20 protein-coding genes are annotated in these 23,958 nt (G+C 49.1%); 8 read left to right on the forward strand and 12 right to left on the reverse strand.

Going from position 1 to position 23,958, the window contains the following annotated elements; genetic code table 11:
* Positions 1–11 precede the first annotated feature (11 nt).
* Positions 12–1,097 (reverse strand): hypothetical protein, encoded by a 1,086-nt coding sequence (locus tag ACO0K2_RS06175; RefSeq protein WP_423016847.1) that lies wholly within the window; start codon positions 1,095–1,097, stop codon positions 12–14.
* Between the two features lie 16 nt (positions 1,098–1,113).
* A complete protein-coding gene (locus ACO0K2_RS06180) occupies positions 1,114–2,838 on the reverse strand; it encodes a molecular chaperone HscC (protein WP_423016849.1) in 1,725 nt (574 codons plus the stop codon).
* A 494-nt stretch (positions 2,839–3,332) separates the two neighbouring features.
* Here ACO0K2_RS06180 and ACO0K2_RS06185 point away from each other — a divergent pair, with 494 nt between their 5' ends.
* From ACO0K2_RS06185 to katG, 4 genes are all read left to right on the forward strand, one after another.
* Positions 3,333–4,988: a methyl-accepting chemotaxis protein gene (locus ACO0K2_RS06185; protein ID WP_423016851.1), complete on the forward strand. Its 1,656-nt coding sequence runs from the start codon at positions 3,333–3,335 to the stop codon at positions 4,986–4,988.
* Positions 4,989–5,030: 42 nt separating this feature from the next.
* Positions 5,031–7,124 (forward strand): methyl-accepting chemotaxis protein, encoded by a 2,094-nt coding sequence (locus ACO0K2_RS06190; RefSeq protein ID WP_423016853.1) that lies wholly within the window; start codon positions 5,031–5,033, stop codon positions 7,122–7,124.
* Positions 7,121–8,638 (forward strand): chemotaxis protein CheW, encoded by a 1,518-nt coding sequence (locus ACO0K2_RS06195; RefSeq protein ID WP_423016856.1) that lies wholly within the window; start codon positions 7,121–7,123, stop codon positions 8,636–8,638. Before ACO0K2_RS06190 ends, ACO0K2_RS06195 begins: the two co-directional genes overlap by 4 nt.
* A gap of 404 nt (positions 8,639–9,042) precedes the next feature.
* Positions 9,043–11,232: a catalase/peroxidase HPI gene (gene katG / locus ACO0K2_RS06200; protein ID WP_423016858.1), complete on the forward strand. Its 2,190-nt coding sequence runs from the start codon at positions 9,043–9,045 to the stop codon at positions 11,230–11,232.
* A gap of 105 nt (positions 11,233–11,337) precedes the next feature.
* Here katG and dmeF read toward each other — a convergent pair whose 3' ends face one another.
* Positions 11,338–12,399, reverse strand: a complete 1,062-nt coding sequence (gene dmeF, locus ACO0K2_RS06205) for a CDF family Co(II)/Ni(II) efflux transporter DmeF (RefSeq protein WP_423016860.1) — start codon at positions 12,397–12,399, stop codon at positions 11,338–11,340.
* 21 nt (positions 12,400–12,420) lie between these two features.
* The gene (locus ACO0K2_RS06210) at positions 12,421–12,699 is read right to left on the reverse strand and encodes a metal/formaldehyde-sensitive transcriptional repressor (protein ID WP_423016862.1); all 279 of its coding nucleotides are present in this window, start codon (positions 12,697–12,699) and stop codon (positions 12,421–12,423) included.
* A gap of 237 nt (positions 12,700–12,936) precedes the next feature.
* Between ACO0K2_RS06210 and ACO0K2_RS06215 the strand changes: the two genes are divergently transcribed.
* Positions 12,937–13,743, forward strand: coding sequence for a substrate-binding periplasmic protein (locus tag ACO0K2_RS06215; protein ID WP_423016864.1), 807 nt, complete (start codon positions 12,937–12,939; stop codon positions 13,741–13,743).
* Positions 13,744–13,825: 82 nt separating this feature from the next.
* On the opposite strand, the gene ACO0K2_RS06220 is transcribed toward ACO0K2_RS06215, so the two are convergent.
* The 3 genes from ACO0K2_RS06220 to ACO0K2_RS06230 are packed head-to-tail and all read right to left on the reverse strand — an operon-like array spanning position 13,826 to position 15,899.
* Positions 13,826–14,536, reverse strand: a complete 711-nt coding sequence (locus tag ACO0K2_RS06220; RefSeq protein WP_423016866.1) for a methylamine utilization protein — start codon at positions 14,534–14,536, stop codon at positions 13,826–13,828.
* Positions 14,537–14,546: 10 nt separating this feature from the next.
* Positions 14,547–15,020 carry a group I truncated hemoglobin gene (locus ACO0K2_RS06225; RefSeq protein ID WP_423016868.1) on the reverse strand — a complete coding sequence of 158 codons (474 nt, stop codon included), beginning with the start codon at positions 15,018–15,020 and terminating at the stop codon, positions 14,547–14,549.
* Positions 15,021–15,074: 54 nt separating this feature from the next.
* A complete protein-coding gene (locus ACO0K2_RS06230) occupies positions 15,075–15,899 on the reverse strand; it encodes a DUF3034 family protein (protein ID WP_423017466.1) in 825 nt (274 codons plus the stop codon).
* Between the two features lie 314 nt (positions 15,900–16,213).
* Between ACO0K2_RS06230 and ACO0K2_RS06235 the strand changes: the two genes are divergently transcribed.
* Both ACO0K2_RS06235 and ACO0K2_RS06240 read left to right on the forward strand, forming a co-directional pair.
* Positions 16,214–16,804, forward strand: coding sequence for a sigma-70 family RNA polymerase sigma factor (locus ACO0K2_RS06235; RefSeq protein ID WP_423016870.1), 591 nt, complete (start codon positions 16,214–16,216; stop codon positions 16,802–16,804).
* A complete protein-coding gene (locus ACO0K2_RS06240) occupies positions 16,801–17,544 on the forward strand; it encodes an anti-sigma factor (protein WP_423016872.1) in 744 nt (247 codons plus the stop codon). The genes ACO0K2_RS06235 and ACO0K2_RS06240 overlap by 4 nt, the downstream gene beginning before the upstream one ends.
* 117 nt (positions 17,545–17,661) lie before the next feature.
* On the opposite strand, the gene ACO0K2_RS06245 is transcribed toward ACO0K2_RS06240, so the two are convergent.
* From ACO0K2_RS06245 to ACO0K2_RS06255, 3 genes are all read right to left on the reverse strand, one after another.
* Positions 17,662–18,213 carry a YbhB/YbcL family Raf kinase inhibitor-like protein gene (locus ACO0K2_RS06245; RefSeq protein ID WP_423016874.1) on the reverse strand — a complete coding sequence of 184 codons (552 nt, stop codon included), beginning with the start codon at positions 18,211–18,213 and terminating at the stop codon, positions 17,662–17,664.
* A 128-nt stretch (positions 18,214–18,341) separates the two neighbouring features.
* On the reverse strand, positions 18,342–19,559 hold the full coding sequence (gene chrA, locus ACO0K2_RS06250; protein ID WP_423016876.1) for a chromate efflux transporter: 1,218 nt from the start codon (positions 19,557–19,559) through the stop codon (positions 18,342–18,344).
* Positions 19,549–20,487, reverse strand: coding sequence for a cation diffusion facilitator family transporter (locus ACO0K2_RS06255; protein WP_423016878.1), 939 nt, complete (start codon positions 20,485–20,487; stop codon positions 19,549–19,551). Before ACO0K2_RS06255 ends, chrA begins: the two co-directional genes overlap by 11 nt.
* A gap of 335 nt (positions 20,488–20,822) precedes the next feature.
* Here ACO0K2_RS06255 and ACO0K2_RS06260 point away from each other — a divergent pair, with 335 nt between their 5' ends.
* The gene (locus ACO0K2_RS06260) at positions 20,823–21,698 is read left to right on the forward strand and encodes a c-type cytochrome (protein WP_423016880.1); all 876 of its coding nucleotides are present in this window, start codon (positions 20,823–20,825) and stop codon (positions 21,696–21,698) included.
* A gap of 6 nt (positions 21,699–21,704) precedes the next feature.
* Here the strand turns inward: ACO0K2_RS06260 and ACO0K2_RS06265 are convergent, their stop codons facing one another.
* Entirely contained in the window at positions 21,705–21,983 is a 279-nt protein-coding gene (locus ACO0K2_RS06265; protein ID WP_423016882.1) for a hypothetical protein, read from the reverse strand.
* A 188-nt stretch (positions 21,984–22,171) separates the two neighbouring features.
* A complete protein-coding gene (locus ACO0K2_RS06270) occupies positions 22,172–23,752 on the reverse strand; it encodes an HD domain-containing phosphohydrolase (protein ID WP_423016884.1) in 1,581 nt (526 codons plus the stop codon).
* Positions 23,753–23,958 lie beyond the last annotated feature (206 nt).

Here is a 23,958-nt window from a genome sequence, read left to right on the forward strand (position 1 = left end):
ATGAAGTCAGGTTAATGTGAGAAGAAAATAAATTTCGCCGCAACAATGGCGATCCAGGCGATGCGCCAAGGCGTCAAAAATTTGTCGTCCGAATTGCTTGGGAGTTTGTCGTTGAGTTTTCTTGCACTCGATTTCAAGCTAAATCGACGCCAAGAGGGAACCTCTTGATACCATTTTTTCCACTCATCGAGATGTTGGGTGCTGATGATGATGGGCATGAGGTAAGGATACCGCTCTTGCATTTTTTCCAGTAAGGGGAGGAATTCCAGCAGATCTCCGTTACTCGGACGCTCGAGTTTTCTGCAACAGGTAATCGCCGAGCGACAATCGTCACGCGAAAAATCAGTCAACTGAAAAAAGCTTTCTCGCTCCGTGTACGCTTGGTCGAGAACGTAACCGATTTGTCCTAAACGATGCAGTCGAGAGCGGTCTGTGAGCCATTTGAACGAGGTCCCTGCAACAACGAAAAGGACTTCGTGTCCTCGTCGCCATCCGCTTAGTAGTAGTTCGACGATCCGCGCTTCGACGATCTCGCGGACAAAAAAATCATCCATCAGCGGATCATAAATACATTGATCCAGAATGGCTTTCATCTTCGCTTCATTCAGCGGAGCATCATGTTCAACGGCGTAAGAAAACTGTTCGTAGAATTGTTGAAATAAATGATTCGCGATACGAACGAACTCAGGAGGTTGGGTGAGCGGGGCTTGCTGCGTTGAGATCGGTGGTGCATCGCCGTCATGCGATATGTCGCTTGGAGGTAACGGGTCCGAAGAGGGCGCCAAAGACGGTTCCAAAGACGGTTCTAAAGATAGATCTAAGGATGCTGACGGTAACGTATCCGAGGAGGCTACGGGAGCAGCGTCGCTCATCACTTCTACAGAACCACCTTCGGTATCCTCTTGCGCGGCATGATTGGCCCAGTAGCGCCGCCACTGTAACGCTTGCTCGTAGATTTCGCGTAACTCTTGAAACCGTTGGGGTTCGGTGCTTTGGTCGATTAACTTTAATTCGCGGGCATAGGTACGCCGAATGGTACGCTCGTCGGCATCGCTTTGGAGTCCAAATCGTTGCAGGAAAAGGGGTGTATTCGTCATCGATGAATCCTGCGATCTACCAACTTGGGTCAGGTGTGGGTTGTAGACGGTTTTGACTTTCTATCTCTGTCAACACGGACTCAATGACTGTTTTTGCAGGTGCAATCACTTTATCGTCTTGTGTCTCTAGTGCCTGTTCAAACATGAAAATTTGTTGACCCAACCACACACGTTCGTCGCCTAATAACTGTTGATAGATTCTTTCCGCTTTCGCCAAAATCGTACGCGATTCGATCCGATCACGCGGGTGGATTTTGAGTGAGGCAATCGCGGCTAGTCGTTCAGTAATTTCTTGTTCAGACAAAATGCCTGGGTTACCTTCAATGATTAAGGTGTAAGGGTTTGCCCACTCTGCTGTTCTTGCCTCCACTTGCAACAGACCATTCACATCGTAGGTAAAACGGACGTCGACAGGATTTTCTTCGCACGGACCACTGCCTAACTTAACCCTGAGGCTCCCTAATTTAATATTGTCTTTGACCATGCGTGACTCGCCCTGATAGATGTTGAGTTCGAGGTATGCCTGGTTATCGGTGATAGGGAAATATTTTTTTACGCGGCTAATCGGTATAACGCTATTGCGTTCGATGATGGGATCAAAATGATCCGAAGAAAGACTGTTATCTGACAAGCGTTTAGAGACATCGATACCGAGAGAGTAGGGCGCGACGTCCGTCATCACGACTTCGCTCAATGCGCTATTTTTCATTTTAAGACCCGCCTGCACCGCGGCACCGAGCGCAATCACCTCGTCTGGATTGATGTCAACCGACGGGAAGCGGCCAAACATTCTTGACACCATACGTCTAACAATCGGCATACGGGTTGCGCCACCAGCGAGAACAATGCTGTCGAGTTCAGATGGGTGGATATTGGCATCGCGTAGTGCGCGTTCGACGGGATCACGCAAGCGTACCAAGAGCGGTGCACAGGCTTTTTCAAACTCAGCCTCTGTGAGGGTGAGGGAAAATTCTTTGTCGCGATATGAGAACTGAATGGTGGCAGATGCTTCTTTGCTTAGCTGACGTTTTGCTTGTTCTGCCGCCGCAAACAAACGTTGCATAAAGAGGGCTTCTTTCTTGAACCTGAGCGCTGTTTGGTTTGCTGCAAAAAAGAGATCATTGATGACACCGACAAAATCTTCCCCACCGAGAAAGTTATCGCCCGTGGTCGCCCGTACTTCCATGACGCCTTCAAATAAATCCAACACGGAGACATCGAAGGTGCCACCACCGAGGTCGAATACCAAGAATTTACTTTCCGCCTCACGTTGATGAATGCCATAGGCGAGTGCGGCTGCGGTCGGCTCATTGAGCAATCGCTCCACGTTTAATCCAGCGAGGCGCCCAGCTGTCTTGGTCGCCTTACGTTGCGCCTCAGAAAAATAGGCTGGCACAGTAATAATTGCCTCGGTGACGGGATGGCCAAGATAGGCTTCGGCATCCTCTTTGAGTGCACGCAAGATCAGCGACGATAACTCCTCTGGGCGAAAATCCCGCTTACCAATACGTACAATTCTTTCACTACCCATATAGCGTTTGAAGAGGGCGGTGGAACGCTCGGGGTGCGTTTGCAGGCGGTCTCGCGCAGCGTTTCCGATCAGTACGCTACCATCTTCATCAATACTGACGCAGGAGGGTGTCAGCATTTCACCTAATTTATTCGGAATAAGTTGTGGCCCTTTTTCTCCCCACACTGAGACCAAGCTATTTGTTGTCCCCAGGTCAATACCAATGATCATGCGTCGTTCTCACTATTTATTTATACTCTTATTAAGATAGTATCAAAAATAGGTGTGAGGGACTGCCAACATGTTGTTAATAAGGAATGAATTCAGCGTTTTTAGGCTTATCCACAACATTCCCACTCAACATTCGCACGCCACACTCGATCCAAGATTCCTACTCAACATTGTCCATTTGATCTTTTTTTGCTGATGAGCTAAAAGCGTCTGCGTCTGCATCGGCTGTCATGTGTTGCGTTCTAAGGATTTTTTCCTAAAATGCAACAAATTATGTGTATTCCAATTAGTAAAACCCTCTTATCTTTACTAGAATAAAAACGGCTGTTTTTTTTAAATGCAACAAATCGTTTCATCGCATTGAATTAACAATAAGCAACTTTTTGTCTGTCTCTTTTGATGGCATGATGCTTTTGGGCAATAATTTCTATTGCGCTTGAAGTCTCTTGACTGAACCAACGTCATATCCTCATTTCATGGTGGCAAAAATGAACATGTCAACGCTTACGGTGAAGTTCAAAATGGTGGCCGGTTATGCTGTCATTCTTGTTTTTTTGGTCATTGTGGCGATGTCTGGTTTATACGGCATGTCGCAATCTAACGATAAACTCAAGCAGGTGACTGAGGTGAACACAGTCAAAATGGCATTGTTGGAAGATATGTCGAATTCAGTGCATATCGTCTCTCGTGTCATTCGTTCACTGGCGTTGATCAGCGACCAAGCAGTTTATGAGCGGGAACAAAAGAAAATTGTCGCTGCACGAGATGAATACGACAAAGCGTTTGATGCCCTGAAAAAAATGTCACTCGATCGTGAGGGACAAGATTTTGTTGTGCAAATAGAGAAATACAGAGACCTTGCGCGACCCAAGAATAATCAGTTTCTTGAGATGGTCAAAACCGACAAAGAACAAAGCGTGGTCTTTTTACTCGAAATTGCCAATCCAGCCACTGCGCTTTGGCAAGACAGTCTTCATCAGTTCATCACATTACAGCGCGAAAAAAGTAAGCAGGATGAAATCACTGCCGCCAAAGAGTACAGTGATTTGCGGCTCATTATTATTCTGTTCTCCCTGCTAGCCGTGGTCTCTTCGATTGTGATTGGCACACTGATTACGCGTTCACTCTTGCGTCAGCTTGGTGCTGAGCCCAACTATGTTCGGGATGTGGCACGACAGATTGCGACAGGTGACCTGACGGTCGAGATTGATGTCGGTAATGCCAATCCCGATAGTTTGATTTTTGCCATCAATGCGATGCGAGATAATCTTGAGTTGATCGTCGCAAAGGTCGCGCAAGGTGCGGAGACGATCTCTAATGCAGCGCAGGAGATTTCTGTCGGCAATGCCGATCTTGCCGTGCGCTCCGAAAAACAGGCGGGAGCGATCGAAGAAACGGCCTCCTCGATGGAAGAACTGACGTCGACAGTCCGTCACAACGAAGACAACTCGCGCCAAGCAAACCAGCTCGCAGCGTCTGCGTCAGACGTCGCGTCCCAGGGCGGAAAAATGGTAACTGAAGTCATCGTCACCATGAATTCAATCAGTGAATCGTCAAAGAAAATTATCGACATTATCAGCGTCATCGACGGCATCGCATTCCAGACCAATATTCTTGCTTTAAATGCAGCGGTAGAGGCTGCGCGTGCCGGCGAACAAGGGCGCGGCTTTGCTGTGGTGGCGAGCGAGGTGCGTAACCTTGCTCAGCGCAGTGCGGTCGCCGCAAAAGAAATCAAAACATTGATCAACGATACCGTCGAAAAAGTCGGTACCGGCGCGAAAAAGGTCGATGAGGCAGGACACATTATTGAAGACGTGGTCACTAGCGTCCGTAAGGTGTCTGACGTGATTAGCGAAATCTCTGCTGCAAATACGGAACAGACAGCGGGATTAAATCAAATTAATCAGGCCATTACGCAGCTAGATGAATCGACCCAGCAAAATTCCTCGTTGGTCGAAGAGGCTGCAGCGGCTTCGCAAGCCTTAAATGAGCAGGCATTGACGCTACGCTCGTTGGTGGAGTCATTTAAATTAAAGCAAAAAATAGAAACGATCTCGGGTGTGAGCCGGTTCACGAAAGTGGCCCAGATGACACCTAAGAAACTCATCAAGCGTTCAGAACGCCTGAATCTTGTTCCTGCTTTACCTTAATGTTGGGTAGCAAATGTAGTTCGTCAATTATGGAGACGCGAAATGGGTAGTTCACAACAGACCATCCTGAAAGAAGCAACAAATTCACGAGACATCAATGACGCCAACAGCGTCCTAGAAGCGATCTCTCGTAGTCAAGCGATGATTGAGTTTGACATCAACGGCCATGTACTGCATGCCAATGAGAATTTTTTGAATTTGATGGACTATGAGTTGGGAGAAATCGTTGGAAAACATCATCGGATGTTTGTTGATATGCATATCATCAACACCCCAGGATATAAAGAATTTTGGCAACAGTTAAGCCAAGGCGAATCGTTCAATGGAGAATATTTGCGCTTTGGAAAAAACACGAAACGTGTGTGGTTACAAGCCACCTATAGCCCCGTGGTAGATGAGCATGGTCACGTAAAGAAAATCGTCAAATTGTGCTCTGATATTTCAGAACAAAAAGCAAAAGAGGAAGAAGTGGCAGCCAAAATGCTGTCCGTGTCGAATAGCAGTTGCATCATTGAAGTCGGCAACAATCGGCGCATTATCAATGTTAATGAAAATACAGAGAAAGCGTTTGGTTGTGCCGCGTCTACCATGATTGGTCAACCCATTGATGATTTCATGTTTGCTGACAACGTGCAGACGAAAGATCGTCAAAGTAACTGGGATCGATTACGAGAGGGTGAAGTCATTAGCGGAGAGTTTCGGTATAAAGCACAGGGCGATAGAGAAATCTGGCTCTCTGGCATGATTAGTCCGGTCAAGGATATTGCGGGAATTTTCGAGAAAGCGATTCTCGTTGCACGTAACATTACCGTCGAAAAAATATCGCGCGTGGACACCGAAGGGAAAATCGGCGCTCTTGATCGTTCTTTGGCGGTGATTGAATTCGATTTGCGAGGTAATGTTATTGATGCGAATAAGAATTTTCTTGATTTGATGGGCTACGAACTGAACGAGATTCAGGGGCGTCATCATCGACAATTTATTGATCCCGTCTTCGCAGCCACGAGCAATTACGAATCATTTTGGGATAAATTAAAGCGGGGCGAATTTGAGACCGGTGAATATAAACGCATTGGCAAAGGCGGTAAGGAAGTATGGATTCAAGCCACCTATAATCCCATCTTGGATTTTCATGGGAAGCCTATCAAAATCGTGAAGTTCGCGACGGACATTACAGCAACAAAATTACATAACATCGAGTTTGAAGCCAAAGTGGCCGCCATCGACCGGGCGCAGGCTGTTGTTGAATTTGATCTGGATGGTAAAGTGCAATGGGCTAATCGGAATTTCTTGCAAGCGATGGGCTATACCTTGCGTGAAATTGAGGGGCAACATCATAGCTTGTTTTGCTCAACGGCTTATGTACAAAGTGATGAGTATCGCGACTTCTGGTTGCGTCTCAATGAAGGCGAATTTATTGCCGGACGGTTCCAGCGTGTTGGTAAATATGATCGTGAAGTATGGATCCAGGCCACCTATAACCCGGTGCTTGATCTCAATGGCAAGGTCATGAAGGTTGTGAAATACGCGTATGACCTGACAAAAGAAGTCCAACTTGAGCAGCATATCACCGCCAAATCGAACGAGATGAGTGGCAGTATCCTTAAGCTCATTGACAGTATCAAAGCGATCGCCGATAACTCGACAACAGCCGCCAGCATGGCCAATGAAACCTCAACGGTCGCGCAAGATGGTCAACTCGCCTTACAAAAATCGATTGATTCGATTAATGCGATTCAGGCGAGTTCAAAGCAAGTTGCCGAAATTGTGGGCGTGATTAGCGATATCGCCAACCAGACGAACTTGCTCGCATTTAATGCGGCGATTGAAGCGGCGCGCGCCGGAGAGCACGGCGTCGGCTTCTCGGTTGTGGCAGCAGAAGTACGGAAGCTCGCTGAGCGCAGTTCACAGGCAGCGCAGAAAATTACGCGTTTGATTGATGAATCAACCTCGCAGGTCGGTCATGGTGCCGCAGTGAGCCAACAGGCGGCGCAAAGCTTTGAGGGCATCATCCGTAGCGTTAGCAGAACAGGCGAACGTGTCAATGCGATTGCTTGCGCAACCGATGACCAGCGTAGGATGGCGGCAGAAGTATCGACATTGATTGAAGATCTTACCCGGTCGGTGAATGGATGAATGCTCCTGACTTAGCGATGCGGTTTGGCGGTTTCACCATTCATGGAATGAAGCTCGCCTTTCCGATTGCGTCATTGCGTGAAGTGTTACCGTATCAGCAGATGCTGGATATACCTAGTCCTGCGCAGTGTGTCGTGGGCGGTATCAACTACCGCGATGCGATTTTGCCGGTGATTGATTTATGTCGACTCCTTGAAAAATCGACGGTCTCCGACAATGCCAAATGCATTTTGGTGGTCGTGGTGGGATCGCATCTCTTTGGTCTTCTCGCTGATGAAGTCACGGGTATTTTCACTGCGCAACCAGATTCTTGGAAAGATGTCCTGACGACGGATCTCTTGGGAAGCGTCTTTCATGCCACCGTGGTGCGCGACGATGAACTGACGACCGTGAGTGTGCTGTCGTTAGAAAAAATTGCCAAGGCTGAATGTTTCCCCATGATCAGCGATGAAGCTGCCCATACCGATAGCCATGCCGATGTCTCGGGGCGCGTTATTGAACCCATGATGATTCTGAAATGTGGGCAATTAGATCTAGCGATCCGAGCGGTGCACGTTGATACGACTATTGCTGGATTTACGATCGAGAAATCAGCATTAGCGATGGGACATTGTCTGGGAGTGATTCATCATATGGGGATGGCGATCCCGTTGATTGATTTTCAGGATTTTTGTGGTGGCGGAAAATTGTCGTCGCAAGGGACAAAAACGGCTTTTATTATTGCGCTTGAAAAAGGCAAGGTTGCTTTTTTAATCGATCAGATTGTGGATATTGTGCGTATTGATACAGCGCACTTCAATCCTGTACCCGAGTTTGTCTTGGCACTACCAGCCTTGTTTTCTGGAATTATCCCCAACGAATCCTTACCAACGGAAATTCTGGAAAAACTCAACCCCCAGTCGCAATGTCTTATCATTGATAACGACCGTTTTTTTGCGATGCCAGAAGTCGTGAGTTTGGCATCGACGAATACCTTTGCGTCGAAACAGTTTGCAGAGACCCCTCTTGGCGGGGTGAGTCACCGTCTATCTGATCAATCAAACCGATCCATGCTCTTGTACGACGTAGGGATATTGATGGCCACGCCGGTCGATCAACTCTCGATGATTTTGCCCTATACCCCTGATGTGCAGCAGCAAAGTGACACAGGCTATCTCGGTATCATCGAAAGTCGCGGTAAGTCGATTCCGGTTTTTAATTTGTGCCAGATTCAGGGCGTGAAAGAGGTGCATGCCACGTCGTCATCGTGTATTTTGGTGGTGGAAACAGAAGAGCAAAGCGTCGGCTTTTTTGTGATGGCCTTATTGACGATCGCCAATACCAGCTGGGAACCCGAGATTTCAGAACTTTCGGGTGCACAAGTTGAAAAGGGCACGAGTCCCCGAAAAACCCAGTTAGCCTTATTCACCATTGCTGAACAGCAAAAGATGCTGCACGTGAAAGATCTCGTCGGATTGGCGAGTACGTTGAAAGTCACCGCAGCGCATCCCATCGATGACATGGCAGAGGCCTAATGTTATCGCTATCGGTTTTTCGCTCCTGCCCATTGACCGCTTTGCCTTGAATCCCCCTTGATTCACACCTAGACTGGGTAACGCAACGACTTCGTTACCCAACATGTCCCGCCTTCTGTGCTGCCTAAGGAATCGGTTCGATAGCCAATGCCTATGAGGAGACAGAAGACAGTGAGTTTTTATGTGAAAGTGGCTGGTGTTGGTTGCACTATTCATCCCCACTTATAGCGAGTGACATCCTTCAGTACTCCAGACAGACTACCTTTCAATCATCGCCGAGAAAGACTGATCGATTGATAATAGTAAAAATTTATTGAATGCATATTTTTAATTAAATAGATTAATTAATCGCCGCGCTCTAGAATCGTCCCTGCATCATCTTTCAACACGCCACAGGAGATACCATGTCCAACGAAGCAAAATGCCCTTTTCCGCACAACACCAATAAAACGGCTGTTGCCAAACACCAAAGCAATGCAGATTGGTGGCCGAATCAATTGAACGTCAATATCTTGCATCAACACTCAGCCAAAGCGAACCCAATGCAAGAGGATTTTAATTACGCTGAGGCATTTAAAGCATTGGACCTGCATGCGGTGGTTGAGGACTTGAAGACACTGATGACGGATTCACAGGATTGGTGGCCAGCTGACTACGGACACTATGGTCCTCTCTTTATTCGTATGGCGTGGCACAGCGCAGGTACTTACCGCGTTACCGATGGTCGCGGTGGTGCCGGCGCCGGCGCACAACGTTTTGCGCCCCTCAATAGCTGGCCAGACAATGGTAATCTGGACAAAGCACGCCGTTTATTATGGCCGATTAAGCAAAAATATGGCAATCACTTGTCGTGGGCCGATCTGATGATTTTGGCAGGTAACGTCGCGCTTGAAACAATGGGCTTTGAGACGTTCGGTTTTGCGGGTGGACGTCCTGATATTTGGGAACCAGAGCAAGATATCTATTGGGGTTCAGAAGGTAAATGGCTGGGCGACCAACGCTACAGCGGTGACCGTGAATTAGAAAAACCGTTAGCAGCCGTACAGATGGGCCTGATTTATGTGAACCCAGAAGGACCTAACGGCAAACCTGACCCACTGGCATCGGCACGCGATATTCGCGAAACCTTTGCTCGCATGGCGATGAACGATGAAGAAACCGTTGCTTTGGTTGCGGGCGGTCATACCTTTGGTAAAGCGCACGGTGCAGGCGATCCGTCATTGGTTGGCAGTGAGCCAGAAGGCGCTGATATCGAAGAACAAGGCTTGGGTTGGAAAAACAGCTTTGGTACAGGTAAAGGCGTACACACCACAACAAGCGGTATCGAAGGCGCGTGGACACCCAACCCGATTCAATGGGATAACGGCTATTTTGAGACCTTGTTTGGCTATGAGTGGGAATTAACAAAGAGCCCAGCTGGCGCGCATCAATGGACGCCGACGGATCCTGCTGCAAAAACCACCGTTCCTGACGCGCATGATCCTGCTTTGCGTCATGCACCGATGATGACTACCGCGGATATGGCTTTGCGTGTCGATCCTGCATACGAGAAAATTTCTCGTCGCTTCTTGGAAAATCCGCAAGAACTGGCTGATGCTTTTGCACGTGCATGGTTCAAGCTGACTCACCGCGACATGGGTCCTGTTGCGCGCTACTTGGGACCGTTGGTACCGAAAGAAGTCTTGATCTGGCAAGATCCTATCCCTGCTGTTGATCACGTTTTGGTGGATGACAAGGATATTGCGAGCTTAAAGGCCACCCTGCTTGCGTCCGGTTTATCGATCTCTCAACTGGTCAACACTGCATGGGCTTCGGCGTCTACATTCCGTGGCAGCGATAAACGTGGTGGCGCTAATGGTGCACGCATCCAGCTTGCGCCTCAGAAAGACTGGGCTGTGAATCAGCCTGCGCAGTTGCAACAAGTGTTGGCGACTTTGAAGGGCATTCAGCAAGCCTTTAATAGCGCACAAACCGGCGGCAAGAAAATTTCTCTCGCTGATTTGATCGTGTTGGGTGGCGCGGCCGCCATCGAACAAGCAGCGAAAGAAGCAGGCCAGGTCGTGACGGTTCCTTTCACACCGGGTCGTATGGATGCTTCCCAAGCGCAGACGGACGTGGATTCCTTCGCGGTACTGGAGCCTGTGGCAGATGGTTTCCGTAACTATGCCCGTCCAGGTACCAACGCCGTGGCAGAACTCTTGATTGATAAAGCCCAACTGTTGAATTTGGCTGCGCCGGAAATGACAGCCCTGATCGGTGGTTTGCGCGTCTTGAATGCCAATGCAGGCGGTGTTCAACATGGTGTCTTTACGAAGCGCCCAGGACAGTTGACGACCGATTTCTTTGTCAATCTGCTTGACATGAATACGCAGTGGAAAAAGTCAGGTGTCGAGGGAGTATTGGAAGGACGCGACCGTCAATCAGGTGAAGTGAAATGGACTGGTACAACGGTTGATCTGGTGTTTGGATCGAACTCGCAATTACGTGCAGTCGCCGAAGTCTACGCAAGCAATGGTGGGCAAGCTCAGTTCGTGAAGGACTTTATTGCAGCATGGAATAAAGTGATGGATGCAGACCGTTTCGACCTTTCATAATCACTGAGTTGGCGACATCACTGTCGTCGTGTTTGACGTCACGATCGCTCTGATTTTCTTCCTGAACGACATGGGAAGTGGTCAGAGCGATTTTTTTTGAATCGTTTACGATGTGAGTTCTGTGTGATGGAGGTCGTGATGAAGGTCGTGATGAAGGTCGTGATGAACTTCGATCGTCACATGGGAGAGACCAGTGATCTGTTTCAGCATCCCATGATAAACAGCAGGTACAACTTGTTGATCCTTGCTGCGTAACGCGATAATGGCACCAAAGTGGCCAGGGCCCAGACGCCAGACATGCAAGTCAATGACCTTATCGCCATTTTTTTCAACGACGGCACGGACTTTGTTGATCAATGGCTGATCGAGGTTCATATCTAACAAAATTGCACCGGTATCTTTTACCAGCCCGTAAGACCAATTGGCGATCACCAGCGCACCAACAATCCCTGCCAGTGCGTCCATCCACACCCAGCCAAACATCTTAGCGAGTACGAGACCGATAATGGCTAACACCGAAACAGCGGCATCCGCGATGACGTGGATATAGGCCGCGCGCATATTGTGATCCGTTGCATCGACATGGTGGTGATCATCATGATGATGATCGTGATGATCGTGGTGGTTATGATGGTCATGGTGATCATGATGAGCATGATGATCTTTAGCGTGATGATGATGCCCATGGCTATGTCCGTGGTGGTGATCACCACTGAGCAACCACGCACTCGCGATATTCACCAAAAGACCAAGAATGGCGATGGGGATCGCTTCTTCAAAGTGAATGGCGACCGGTGAAAGGAGGCGAACGACCGCCTCATAGCCAATGAGTAATGCAATCATCGCCAGAATAATCGCGCTAGTAAATCCTGCAAGATCACCTAATTTTCCTGTGCCAAAAACAAATTTTGGATCATTGGCATGCCGACGTGCATGGGTGTAAGCCATGGCAGCAATCAGCATCGCCCCTGCGTGGGTCGACATGTGCAAGCCATCTGCAACCAATGCCAACGAGCCAACATAACTACCACCGACGATTTCGATGACCATCATCACGCTACACAGCGCGATCACACTCCACGTTTTACGTTCACTTTTCTCATGACCTTCGCCCAAGAATACATGCGTATGTTCACTTTGAAAGGGGGTATCGTAGAAGTTATTCATTGGGGTCTCAACAAAGTAGGGTTATTTAAAATAGCTACGAACAACGCTAATCAGTTGTTCACGTGCATCGCCGTGCTTGCCAAGGTGTTCATCTTCTGCCTCCACCAGATGCGTGCGGATGTGATCCTCTAAGACATTTGTCAATAAACCATTCATGGCTCCTCGGCAACTCGTGATGAGTTGAAGTACCTCGTTGCAATCCGATTCCTGAATTAATGCCCTCTCTACGGCATCAATTTGTCCACGAATACGACGAACACGGTTTAACAGTCTTTGCTTTTCACGGATGGTATGACTCATTGAATCCTCGACAAAAATATAGGGGGGGATACTATATTTTTTGCGGTCTTTTGTCCAATATGAGACGAAAAACTTTGTTGTATTTTCTAATGGTGGTAATAATGGAGTCTGTGGTTTCGCTGTGATCATTGTTGTTGCACGGAGAAGGCAACAATTGATTGGCAACAAATCGTCACGCTGTGCTGTCTGGTCGCGCCTTTGCGATCGGTCGGAAGTTTTCAGATATTGAGAGTCAACATGTTGTTGAGAATGTATGCTTGTTTTGAGCTGTTGGATCGAAGCTACCGACACTATCGCCGTCTGTTGTTGAGCGTGTGCCTGAGTTTATGTTGCACTTTGACAAACGCAGCGCCGCAAGCGTTAACGATGATCATTAGTAGCGACAGCGCGCCAAAGATGTTCGTTAACGCAGAAGGTAATCCGGATGGCTATTTACCAGAGATTGCGATGGAAGCAGGGCGCCGTGCAGGGTTTGATATTCATATTGTTGCCGTACCATGGGCCCGAGCCGTGAATATGGCTGAGCACGGAGAAGGAATCATCTGTGGTTTGTCTCTTCTTCCAGAGAGAGAAAAAATTTATCGTTATTCAGTGCCGGTGGTCGTCGATAGAGTGCTGATTGTGACGATGAAAAACAAGCACATGGTTGCGAATAGCCTTGCTGATCTGAAGGGAAAGGTCGTCGGTGTCAATCGTGGCTCAAAATATGGCGAGAAATTTGCCAATGAACTCTCCCTCGTGACCGTCGATGAAGACAGCAGTTCTAAATTGCGGCTGAAAAAACTGGCGATGGGAAGAATCGACGGCGCTATTATGCCGGGTGGAGTCGCCGCAGTAAGAATGAATGCTCGTCTGGCCGATATTCCCTTTGAAGATTTAACGATCCAAAAAACCGCTGTGGCATTAGATCCCAATTACTTTGCCATCGCGCACAGTGTCCCCGATGCCAACGGCATCATTGATCGTTTGGACGCGGCGCTCAATACCATGATAGCCGATGGTAGTCTCAATAAAATTCTCGCTGCTTGGAACGAACAGAAATAGGATCGATGGGTTGACGGCGATCCCATTGACCACATTCCCTTGTGCTGCGTTCCAAGCATCGAGCTAGTCGTCTTTTTTCGTCTTACTTCATCTTTCGTGCAATCGGTACAAAATCAAACTGAAAATGCACCGTGGGATTCTCTGCCGCCACATTCACGTGTTGATTGAGCGGTGGTTTGATACTGCCCATGTTCGGGTGCCATGCCTCAAGTTTGTATTCACCGGCAGGTAAGTGCTCAATGCGAGTTACACCATTACTATCCGACTTTGCAAAATAGGGCGTGTCGAGCACCAAGACATAGGCACGCATCCAATTGTGCAGCAAACAGTACACGACAACGATACCCGGCTTGTCGAATAAGACAGGTGGTGGTGTCACGCCTTTGTCGTAGGTTTTAATTTCAAACTCTTTCGCCGCTGAGAACGATTTGACGTGATGTTCCATCTTGTCATAGTTCGGAAAGACAACTTGTGTACCTGTGCGTACGGCTGTGACGTAGGGAGAAAACTGCATGCCACTCTGACTGATCACGGCATCTGCCGTTTTGGTCAGTGGGGGCAGTGATCCATGTAATGGCGTCGCGTAGACAATCACATCCGGCATCGGATTACCATTTTTATCCACGGCGGTGGCAACAAGATCGGCTGCATAAGTTTGTCCTACGACGATACTGCCGGTCAGCATCAACCCAATGAGAATTAAACGTCGCTGATGTCGGCGAATCTCGATGACACCCCGAGCGATGAAATGCTGCGGCACGTTCCATAAACGAGTGAGAAAAGTAGCATGCATGATCATTCGCTTATTTCGTCACAACAGCACGCTGCATGGGTGCAAGCTTTGCGATCAGTTTATTTTGCACAGAGGAGGCAACGCCATGTTTATCCATAGCGATTTGCAAATCTTCTGCCAACGCATTGAATTGCGCATTGGTGATATGCATTTGTTGATGCGCTGTACTCATATCTTTGCCGCTGTATTTGCAAGGACCACCACTGAGTTCACAAAATTGTTCCGTCAGCATAAAGCCCAAGCGTTCTTTATCTGTTTCGGCAAATGCTGCGCTGATCCGATGATCGGTCGTAATGATTTCAACGAAGTCTTGAACAAAGCGAGCGATGCCCTCTTTTTGTCCTAATCCTTGGTAGACCGCATCGTTAGTTGTTTCTGCGAAAGCCATGGTCTGCAGTGATAAGCCCAAGGCGATGACACCAGCGAGCATGGTCAAGCGGGTCTTCATTGCAGGTATTGATAGGGAGAACGTAGTGTGTGTCATTTGTATTGTCTTTCAAAAAATTGGATCGCTCATCAGCAAAAAAGGAAGCGGTGATCAGAACCCAGTCTGTACCGATAAATACCAGCCGCGCTGATCTTTAGGATTAAACACAGTGATATCGCCAAGCCGTGCGTAAGCTGCCGTGACGGAGACATTTTTTGTGGGGAACCAGGCGACAAAGGCGTCGTAATACGCTTTCTCATTATCGACCGTCAGATTACGGGGCTTCATGCGGTATTCGACGCCAGCCGCGAGTTTGCGGTTAATCAGATAGGCGGCCGATCCCTCAAACATCGCTTCGTAGTGATCTTTTTTATCGCCGCCAAAACCCAGAATACCCATCTGATTGGCTTTGGTCATACGCACAGTGCCATTCAACAGAACGCTTTGGTCTAACAAAATTTTGGTCGCGGAGACGTAGTAATCGACACCATGGTCGTCTTTTGCGCCCAGTTGTTTGACATTGGTGACGCCCAGTGCTTCCAGTCCGGTAATGCCGGTGTTGCGCTTCATCATCGCACCGACAGCGATCTGAGGCATCCAGCTATCTTGATCATAGACAGCGTCACCCGCCACTTTGACCTTGATACCCACGATGTCTTGGGTGATTCTGAGGGCATTGAGGGGGGCTAAGCTGCCTGTAAATTCTTGATTCGCAATCGAGAGTTCGACGCGGTCTGCGATACCAACGGCGACACCGTATGAGGTGAGACCATAGTCTTGCGTAGAAATGCGTGTGACGTGCGCATTGGCACCAAAGCTATCTCGGCTGCCGTAACCTGTGATCAAGGCCCATGGGGTGATACCGCCACCGCCAGCACCTTCAACGCTGCTGACACCGCCCGTTGCGGTCAATTTTCCCATATCAGGATATGTCATTTCCTGCGCGTGACTGATCTGCGTAGCGATTGCCAACCCTGACGCCAGGCCAGCATAACGTAAGCATTTTGTTAATTGCATGATGGTTCCTTTGAAATGCACCAGAAAACATCGCCGCCTAGCAATGATGCCCTGAGCGCGATGACCTGTAGACTGATACGCAAGCAGAAACGTATCGGATTCAACTATTTTCAAAAAAAAGAAATAAATCGCACTTCTGTGGTTTCAGCGTGACCACCCCGTAGCGAGTTTAAAAAAATCGTTACAATCACAGCTAATCCAATTATTTTTGATCTCATCTGAGGGAGACTCCGTTGACACAGGCGACTGCCACGACTGATGCCAGCCAGCTACACCATTGGCTGAGCGCGATTGCAAAACAGGATGGGCGTGCATTTCAGGCGCTTTACGATGCCACTTCGGCGAAACTGTTTGGCTATGCGCTGCGTATATTGCATAAGCGAGAGCTGGCAGAAGAGGTATTGCAAGAGAGTTACGTCAATATCTGGCACAACGCGGGTAGTTACCAATCCAGCCTCGCCGCCCCTATGACCTGGTTGATCACTATTGTTCGTCACCGGGCAATTGATCAATTGCGTCGTTTGGATCATGACGTGGAAATCGACGGAGAGGATTTTGATATGGATGTCTTACAAGCACTGGAAAGCACAGAGCCCACCCCCGCACGGCAATTGGAGCTGAGTCAGGATGCACGTGCATTAACGGCGTGTATGTCGCGACTGGAAAGTGCACATCGTCAGGCGATGGCGCTGGCCTTCTTTCATGATCTTTCCCATTCTGAAGTCGCACAGCAGTTAAGTCTGCCCATCGGCACGGTCAAAACGTGGATACGCAGAGGGCTCGATAAGTTACGTATCTGCCTCAATCGCAAGGAGGCCGTATGAACGTACAGACAGTGATGGCGAATCACCGCTTGCAACATCAGTTAGCTGCGCAATATGTGTTGGGTACTTTACGTGGTGGTGCACGGCGTCGCTTCGAGAGCTGGTTGCAAACCGAGGCGGGCTTGCGACATCTGGTTCGTCAATGGGAGTCGCATCTGTTACCGATGGCAGAAATTGCCCCCGCCGTCGCACCTTCGCCGCAAGTCTGGGAGCATATCCGCCAGCGTATCGGTCTCGAACAGGTCAAACAGGAGGTGACGCCTGATCGCTGGCGCTTCTGGCGCGACTTAAGACAAGACTTGGCCTTCTGGCGCGGTTTGGGCTTGGTATCGACGGCGGCTGTGATGATTTTATTATCGGTGTTGTTGAGCACGTTGGAACGTGAACCCACAGGACCTGTCAGCGGCCACTATGTGGCGACTCTGACCGATGACAAAGCCCAAGCCATCGCGCTGATTACCGGCGACAAACAGCGTGGCGAACTCGTTGTGCGGATGGTGAGCGCGCAGACGATTCGTCCGGATCAGAGTCTGGAGCTATGGTCGATTTCAAAAGAAGGCAAGGTACACTCGTTAGGTTTGATCGCCAGCGCCGGTCAGGCGACTTTGCGTATGCCTGATCATATGCGCACCCAAGAACAAGCCGTACTTGCTATTTCCTTGGAGCCGAAAGGCGGTTCAAGCAATCCCGAAAAACCATCAGGACCGATTTTATTTAAAGGTCAGTGGCTGTTAATTTAACGGCGAAGGCGCATGTCAAAGACCTCTTTGACGTTGATATCAAAGAGGTCTGTTTTGATGACCTCTTTGTTGATCGATCTTGCGAGCGGGATGTGTTGAGCGTGCAAGAATCTGACGCTATCGACCATATATCGCAGTGATCGACGCTTTAGCGATCGCGTTCGCTTCGAGCACCTTGTTGACGCTGGCACCATCGTTGTGTTCATGGATGTCAATCGTGGTTTTCTGTAACGCCCAGACAGTGAACTGATAGCGATGCGGCTTATCACCCACTGGCGGACAAGCGCCGCCAAACCCGGTTTGTTCGAAATCGGTTTTCCCTTCAACCGCACCGGATGGCAATGTGCCACGTTGCTTGCTGACGCCTTTGGCAAGGTGATTGACTGTTGAGGGAATATTGACGAGGGTCCAATGCCACCACCCATGACCTCCCGGCGCATCGGGATCAAACACGGTCACTGCAAAACTTTTTGTTCCTTCCGGCGCGCCTTGCCATGATAACGCAGGGGAGAGATTGCCTCCGTGACAACCAAATCCTTGATACACCTGTTCATTGTGAAGTCGCTGACCTTCGTGGATATCATCACTCAAGAGTTTGAAACTATCAGCATGCGCGACGCGAGACAGGGCAAGTAACAGGACCAGGGAAAGGCGGGTGATTGATCTCATGCATTAAATCCTTCATTGTTCATGGGGGAAGGCGCGATCGCCGTCCATCTGATCGTAGTCGCTTATCTTGTTAGATAACTTACATTCGTTTTGGTTTCCTACGTTCGACGCTGGAGGATTCTTTTTTTTCAGGACAAGAAAAGGCCAGAAAGAGTAACCGTCATGATGACCGTTAGCCACGCTGAAAGTCGTGCGACCGTCAGGAGGAGCAAGGCAGTAATGGCAACAAAGAAGTCTCTTGGCGTGAGGATCGCACTTGTCCAGAGAGGGTGATAAAAGGCGGCTAACAACATGCCAACGACTCCCGCGTTGATGCCTGACAAGGCGTTTCTCGCAACTTGGTGGTGGCGTATTTGTTCCCAAAACGGCATCGCTCCAATCACAAGCAAAAATGCCGGCAAGAAAATTGCCACGATGGCAATCATTGCACCGATCCAACCAGAGGGTGTTTGCGATGAAATAGCCCCTAAAAATGCGGCAAAGGTGAACAAGGGACCGGGCATCGCTTGTGTTGCCCCATATCCGACAAGAAATGCATCTTGCGTGACCCAGCCATGCTGGACCACTTGCGTCTCCAGTAATGGCAGGACGACATGGCCACCGCCAAATACCAACGCACCTGTCCTAAAAAAACAGTCGATCAATTGGAGGGGATACACTGGCAACGCATGCGCAAGGAGAGGTAAGCCTGCTAATAAAGCAAAAAACAAACTGAGCGAAAAAATGGCGGTGGCTGTCGAGGCTTGTCGTTTGCGTGCTTGTGATGGCGGCGGTACCTCGACATGCAGCCACGTCAACCCAAGGAAACCGGCAAGGGTGATGACAATGATTTGGCCTATCGTTGGCGGCAGAACAATGATCCCTATGGCAGAAAATGCGGTAATCGCGCTTCGTATCCAACCTTGAGAAAAACTCTTCGCCATGGTCCACAACGCCTGAGCAACAACGGCGACCGAGACCAGTTGAAAGCCATGGAGAAAACCACCGCTACCAGCCTTCCATAATTGCTCATAGACCAATGCAAATCCGCCCATCACCACCGCAGAAGGCAGGGTGAACCCTAAAAAGGCAGCGATCGAGCCCGGGATGCCAGCGCGCAGAAGTCCAAGACCGATACCAACCTGACTACTCGCAGGACCCGGCAAAAACTGACAAAGCGCGACCAAGTCGGCGTACTCGCTTGCCGTCATCCATGCCCTCTTCTGGACGAATTCTTTCTGAAAATAGCCAAGATGTGCAATCGGTCCACCGAAAGAGGTCAGTCCGAGTCGCAAAAAAATAATAAAAACGGACCACCACGATGCGGGATTGAGATGGACCTCAACATGATCTCTCTCAGTGTTCATGATCACGATCTGGCCGACGCCAAGGATCAATATGGGTCATCAGATTGAGCACACGATGGTGTTGCATGACACGTTTTCTGGCGTCAACGGCGATATCGTGTCCTTCTTCGACGGTGATGTCGCCATCCACTTCAATATGGGCATCGACCACGATCATATCGCCCATTTTGCGGGTGTTCACGTCATGGACGCCGATCACGCCGGGTGTTTCTTGCAGCGTGCGGCGAATAGCCTGGACTTCATCATCGTCGGCAGCGCGATCCATGAGGTCGTTCAATGCTTCCCAGCCAAATTCCCATCCCATTTTGGCGATCATAAACCCAACGATGGACGCGGCGATTGGATCAAGAATGGGATAGCCAGCGAGGTTACCAATAATACCCAATGCAACGACCAAGGAGGAGGCAGCATCCGACCTCGCATGCCACGCGTTAGCAACGAGCATGCTTGATTTCACTCGGCGGGCGACAGCCAGCATATAACGGAAGAGAAGCTCTTTCGACACCAAGGCGACACAAGCAACCCACAAGGCAATTTGCTGCACCCGAGGGATCGTTTCAGGTGCTTGTAATTTAAGGAAAGCCGACCACAACATCCCCAGACCCACTAAAAGGAGAATGAGACCCAGTGCGAGGGATGCACCATTTTCAAAGCGATGATGTCCATAGGGGTGATCTTCATCGGCATCTTTTTTACTATGATGACTCGCAAAAAGCACCACGAAATCAGCAACCAAGTCAGACAGCGAGTGAATACCGTCAGCGACAAGACCTTGAGACTTACTGATGATCCCTATCGTAATCTGAAAAAAACTCAGGCATACATTAACGGCGACACTGACCCAGGTACTACGCGAAGTCGCCTTCGCTCTCTCGGCGGCGCTGTATTGCGGGCTGTCGTGTTCATCGTGGAAATCAGTGTTGTTCATGGAATATCTGTTTGAATGAAATAAGGGCGATGCAATGAAAATGAGGGGCGTGTTTCAGCCATCAACGGAGCGAGATAGTCATTTTCGGTTTTCAGGTGTCATTGTATGGTGACTGCCCGTCTGATGCAGCACATTTTATGGGCAAATCGACAAAGCGTGCCGATAAAACTAGAGTAAAGCGGACAAAATAAAGCGATCAAAAAAAGTGATTCTCATTAAGAAAAAGAAGAGATTCTTATTCATGGTAAATTGTCTGAAAATCTTTCCTTTTTTCCTTCTCGCGTGAAAGCACGAGATAATACGTGTTCTCTCTTACCCTTGCATGTGGACCCATCATGAACAAACGTGCTACCCGATTTTTACAGCAGATTGCACTATCGAGTTGCTTTTTACTTGCCGCTTGCGCTTTACCGACGCCTGACACTGCCACCTCATCGACGACCGGTGCGGTTCTTCAGTTGCAAGTCGATGGGAAAGCAACGACCCTCACACGCGCCATGTTGTTGCAGTCGCCTGCACTCGCCACGATTGTGATTCCTGATGATGTCTCGTATCACCACCAGCAAACCTATCAGGCTGTTCCATTGAAGTCCCTTGTTGCCGGGTTGCCAGACGACGGCAGTTTGCAATTTACGGCACTGGATGGCTTTGTTGCGACAATTCCGAATCATTTATTCCAGACAAATGGGGACGCGGCACAAAAAGCAGAAGCGTGGTTGGCGATTGAAAATCCGGCGCACCCCTGGGAGGCCTTGAAGCCTGGTCAGCCCAGCGCAGGTCCGTTTTATCTCGTTTGGTTATCACCCGAAAAGTCACACATTTCAGGTGAACAGTGGCCCTATCAGATCGCGAAAATCACGACGGCGACCCCATTGGAAGCGCGCTATCCTCAGCTCGTACCCCATGCCGATCAAGCCAATCAAGCGGCTGCACTGCGGGGTTTGCAGGTCTTTACGAAGAATTGCGCGACGTGTCACCGTTTAAACCAAGGTGGTGATGCGGCCATTGGTCCGGACTTAAACTTACCGATGAATCCAACAGAGTATTTTCAGGAAGCCGCCTTGCGCAAGCTGATTCGTCAACCTGCATCGGTCCGGACCTGGCAACAATCGATGATGCCAGGATTTCAAGAAGAGATTATTTCAGATGCCGAACTGAATGATTTGTTAATTTATTTGAAACAAATGGCGTCGGAACGTCCCAAGGGATGAGCGTCGTTATGCCTTGACGCTCACAAATTTCCCGACGGTCTCGCCTGAGGTATTGACCGTTGGGCTCAGTGCCGCGGCTGCAGAAGACGTCGAGGAAGAAGTCGCGGAGGACGACGACGTTGCCGAAAACGAAGGCACCGATACGGCAGGTGTCGATGTCACGCTTTGCGTTGCTTGTTTAGCATCATGATTTTTCTCTGACGCTTTTTTCACCTGTGCTGGGTCGAGCTTATTGCTGATTGCTTCGCTAGCATAGCTGTTACTGCCAATTGAACTGATACTCATCATGTGCTCCGTCACTTCGATAGATATTGCCTACTCAACGTTGTTCATTATTCTCTGTTGACTGTGTCAATCAACGCGAATACCTCTAGTGTAGGACAAGTTGTTAGGCTTTGCATTAACCCAAGGAAACTAATTCAATCAAAAGTTATCCTTGCTCAGCAGTGAGTTGATGATCAGTTTTAACATAATCACTCTGCTTCTGGCATGGCGGGACGTAGATGTCCTGGGACGGGCACTTCAAAATGGTCTTCTTTAAAGAGCTTGACGCAAGCATCGACGATCACAGGGTCGAGTTGTGTCCCAGCTTGGCTTTGAATTTCTCGCAATGCGAAATCTATCCCGAGTGCTGGTCGGTAAGGTCGGTACGAAGCCATCGCTTCAACGATATCGGCGACCGCCAGTACGCGTGCCTCAGGCAGGATGGCATCGCCACGTAAACCTTGCGGGTAGCCAGAACCATCCATTTTTTCGTGATGCTGATACACGATTTCTGCCACAGGCCACGGGAAAGGAACGTCCTTGAGAATGTTATAACCGTTTAGAGGATGTTCTTTGATGAGGGTAAATTCGGCATCACTCAAGCTCTTTGGCTTGGTCAGAATTTCAATGGGCACGGCAATTTTGCCAATATCATGTACCAGCGCGGCCATTTCCAAGGCTTTTAACTGCTCACTGGACCACCCAAGACGTTCTCCGATCTTACAGGCAATAATGGATACGCGATCCTGATGTCCAGCAGTGTAGGGATCGCGACTCTCCATGGTTTTTGCCATGGCTTTGATTGTTTCTAACAATGCAATGGAGAGTTTGAGTTCAGCGGCTTGGGTCTTCTTTCTTTCATCGTCAATCATGTCGAGATGAGAAAAGAAATCAAGACCATGGGCGATTTCATTGGCAAGTCGCTCAAATAATTCAATCAAGGCGGGACCGAATGTGCTGGTTTCTGAGGAATACACCATCAAGGCACCACGCCGGTGTTGTTCAAACACAAAAGGGATGGTGGCACTTGAACTGATCTTGGCGTGCTTCGCTCTATCGCTCCATGGCTTGAAATTAGAGTGAGTACTAACATCACTGACAACCTGAATTTCGCCATTGCGAATTGCCATTCCCGTCGGACCGAGTCCATCGGGGGAGTCGGCGGACCAACTAATTTTCAGATCGTCAATGTAAGCAATGCTCCGTCCGGATGCCGCGGCGATACGGACATTTTTTTCTGGATTGTCTTCTGCTATCCCGACCATGGCCAAGACGTAACGATGTTCATGGGTGAGGGCATCACAGACTGCTTGCATCAGCTCTTCGCGTGATGTGGCTTTCGATAGGGCGGTCACCGCCGTGGCATACGCTGACAGCTCCCACTTTTTCACCTGAAGCTCCACCTCAGAGGTCGACGCGGAACTCACATCTCGGAAACTGATAATAATGGTGGGCGTTTGGTTAACGTCGACGTTGCATGCAAACGAAATTTCTAGCGGGATTTGCAGTCCATTTTTATTTCTGATGTGAACATTGCGTAAGACTGTTGGCGTCGTACCCGATTCGATCGTCTGGCGAACGAGTTTTTCTTCTTCGAGGAAGTGCAAGGAGAGATAGGGCTGCCCGACAAGTTCACTTTGATCAAACCCCGTGAGCGCCTCTGTTGCTTGATTGACTGCGGTAATCAGGCCCGTCTCGCGATTGATCGCTAATAAAGGAAACAACGAATGCTGCCATGCGCTGATATAGATCGCCGTGTCGCTATCGTCTTGCTGATCCCTTGCATTCATTTGATCACCTCTATCCCTTGACATGAAAAGTCATCGGTATCGCCAGAGAGACGACATCACACGCCTTATTCTATTTTATATTTCCGAACGGAAACAATGTAGAACGGTCTCAGTATCTGTTCAACCTGCTCTCCTCCCGAAACAACGTTCCGGGAGGAGAATGTACGATATCTGACAGTTAGCGTAAATGCAATACTACTTCGAGA

This window comes from Undibacterium sp. MH2W, assembly GCF_049340215.1.
In the GTDB taxonomy this organism is placed as follows: Bacteria; Pseudomonadota; Gammaproteobacteria; order Burkholderiales; family Burkholderiaceae_D; genus Undibacterium.

Coding starts and splice junctions, on each gene's coding strand:
- ACO0K2_RS06175 (WP_423016847.1), bottom strand. CDS start 1,097: ATGACGAATACACCCCTTTTCCTGCAACGATTTGGACTCCAAAGCGAT.
- ACO0K2_RS06180 (WP_423016849.1), bottom strand. CDS start 2,838: ATGATCATTGGTATTGACCTGGGGACAACAAATAGCTTGGTCTCAGTG.
- ACO0K2_RS06185 (WP_423016851.1), top strand. CDS start 3,333: ATGTCAACGCTTACGGTGAAGTTCAAAATGGTGGCCGGTTATGCTGTC.
- ACO0K2_RS06190 (WP_423016853.1), top strand. CDS start 5,031: ATGGGTAGTTCACAACAGACCATCCTGAAAGAAGCAACAAATTCACGA.
- ACO0K2_RS06195 (WP_423016856.1), top strand. CDS start 7,121: ATGAATGCTCCTGACTTAGCGATGCGGTTTGGCGGTTTCACCATTCAT.
- katG (WP_423016858.1), top strand. CDS start 9,043: ATGTCCAACGAAGCAAAATGCCCTTTTCCGCACAACACCAATAAAACG.
- dmeF (WP_423016860.1), bottom strand. CDS start 12,399: ATGAATAACTTCTACGATACCCCCTTTCAAAGTGAACATACGCATGTA.
- ACO0K2_RS06210 (WP_423016862.1), bottom strand. CDS start 12,699: ATGAGTCATACCATCCGTGAAAAGCAAAGACTGTTAAACCGTGTTCGT.
- ACO0K2_RS06215 (WP_423016864.1), top strand. CDS start 12,937: ATGTTGTTGAGAATGTATGCTTGTTTTGAGCTGTTGGATCGAAGCTAC.
- ACO0K2_RS06220 (WP_423016866.1), bottom strand. CDS start 14,536: ATGCATGCTACTTTTCTCACTCGTTTATGGAACGTGCCGCAGCATTTC.
- ACO0K2_RS06225 (WP_423016868.1), bottom strand. CDS start 15,020: ATGACACACACTACGTTCTCCCTATCAATACCTGCAATGAAGACCCGC.
- ACO0K2_RS06230 (WP_423017466.1), bottom strand. CDS start 15,899: ATGACATATCCTGATATGGGAAAATTGACCGCAACGGGCGGTGTCAGC.
- ACO0K2_RS06240 (WP_423016872.1), top strand. CDS start 16,801: ATGAACGTACAGACAGTGATGGCGAATCACCGCTTGCAACATCAGTTA.
- ACO0K2_RS06245 (WP_423016874.1), bottom strand. CDS start 18,213: ATGAGATCAATCACCCGCCTTTCCCTGGTCCTGTTACTTGCCCTGTCT.
- chrA (WP_423016876.1), bottom strand. CDS start 19,559: ATGAACACTGAGAGAGATCATGTTGAGGTCCATCTCAATCCCGCATCG.
- ACO0K2_RS06255 (WP_423016878.1), bottom strand. CDS start 20,487: ATGAACAACACTGATTTCCACGATGAACACGACAGCCCGCAATACAGC.
- ACO0K2_RS06260 (WP_423016880.1), top strand. CDS start 20,823: ATGAACAAACGTGCTACCCGATTTTTACAGCAGATTGCACTATCGAGT.
- ACO0K2_RS06265 (WP_423016882.1), bottom strand. CDS start 21,983: ATGAGTATCAGTTCAATTGGCAGTAACAGCTATGCTAGCGAAGCAATC.
- ACO0K2_RS06270 (WP_423016884.1), bottom strand. CDS start 23,752: ATGAATGCAAGGGATCAGCAAGACGATAGCGACACGGCGATCTATATC.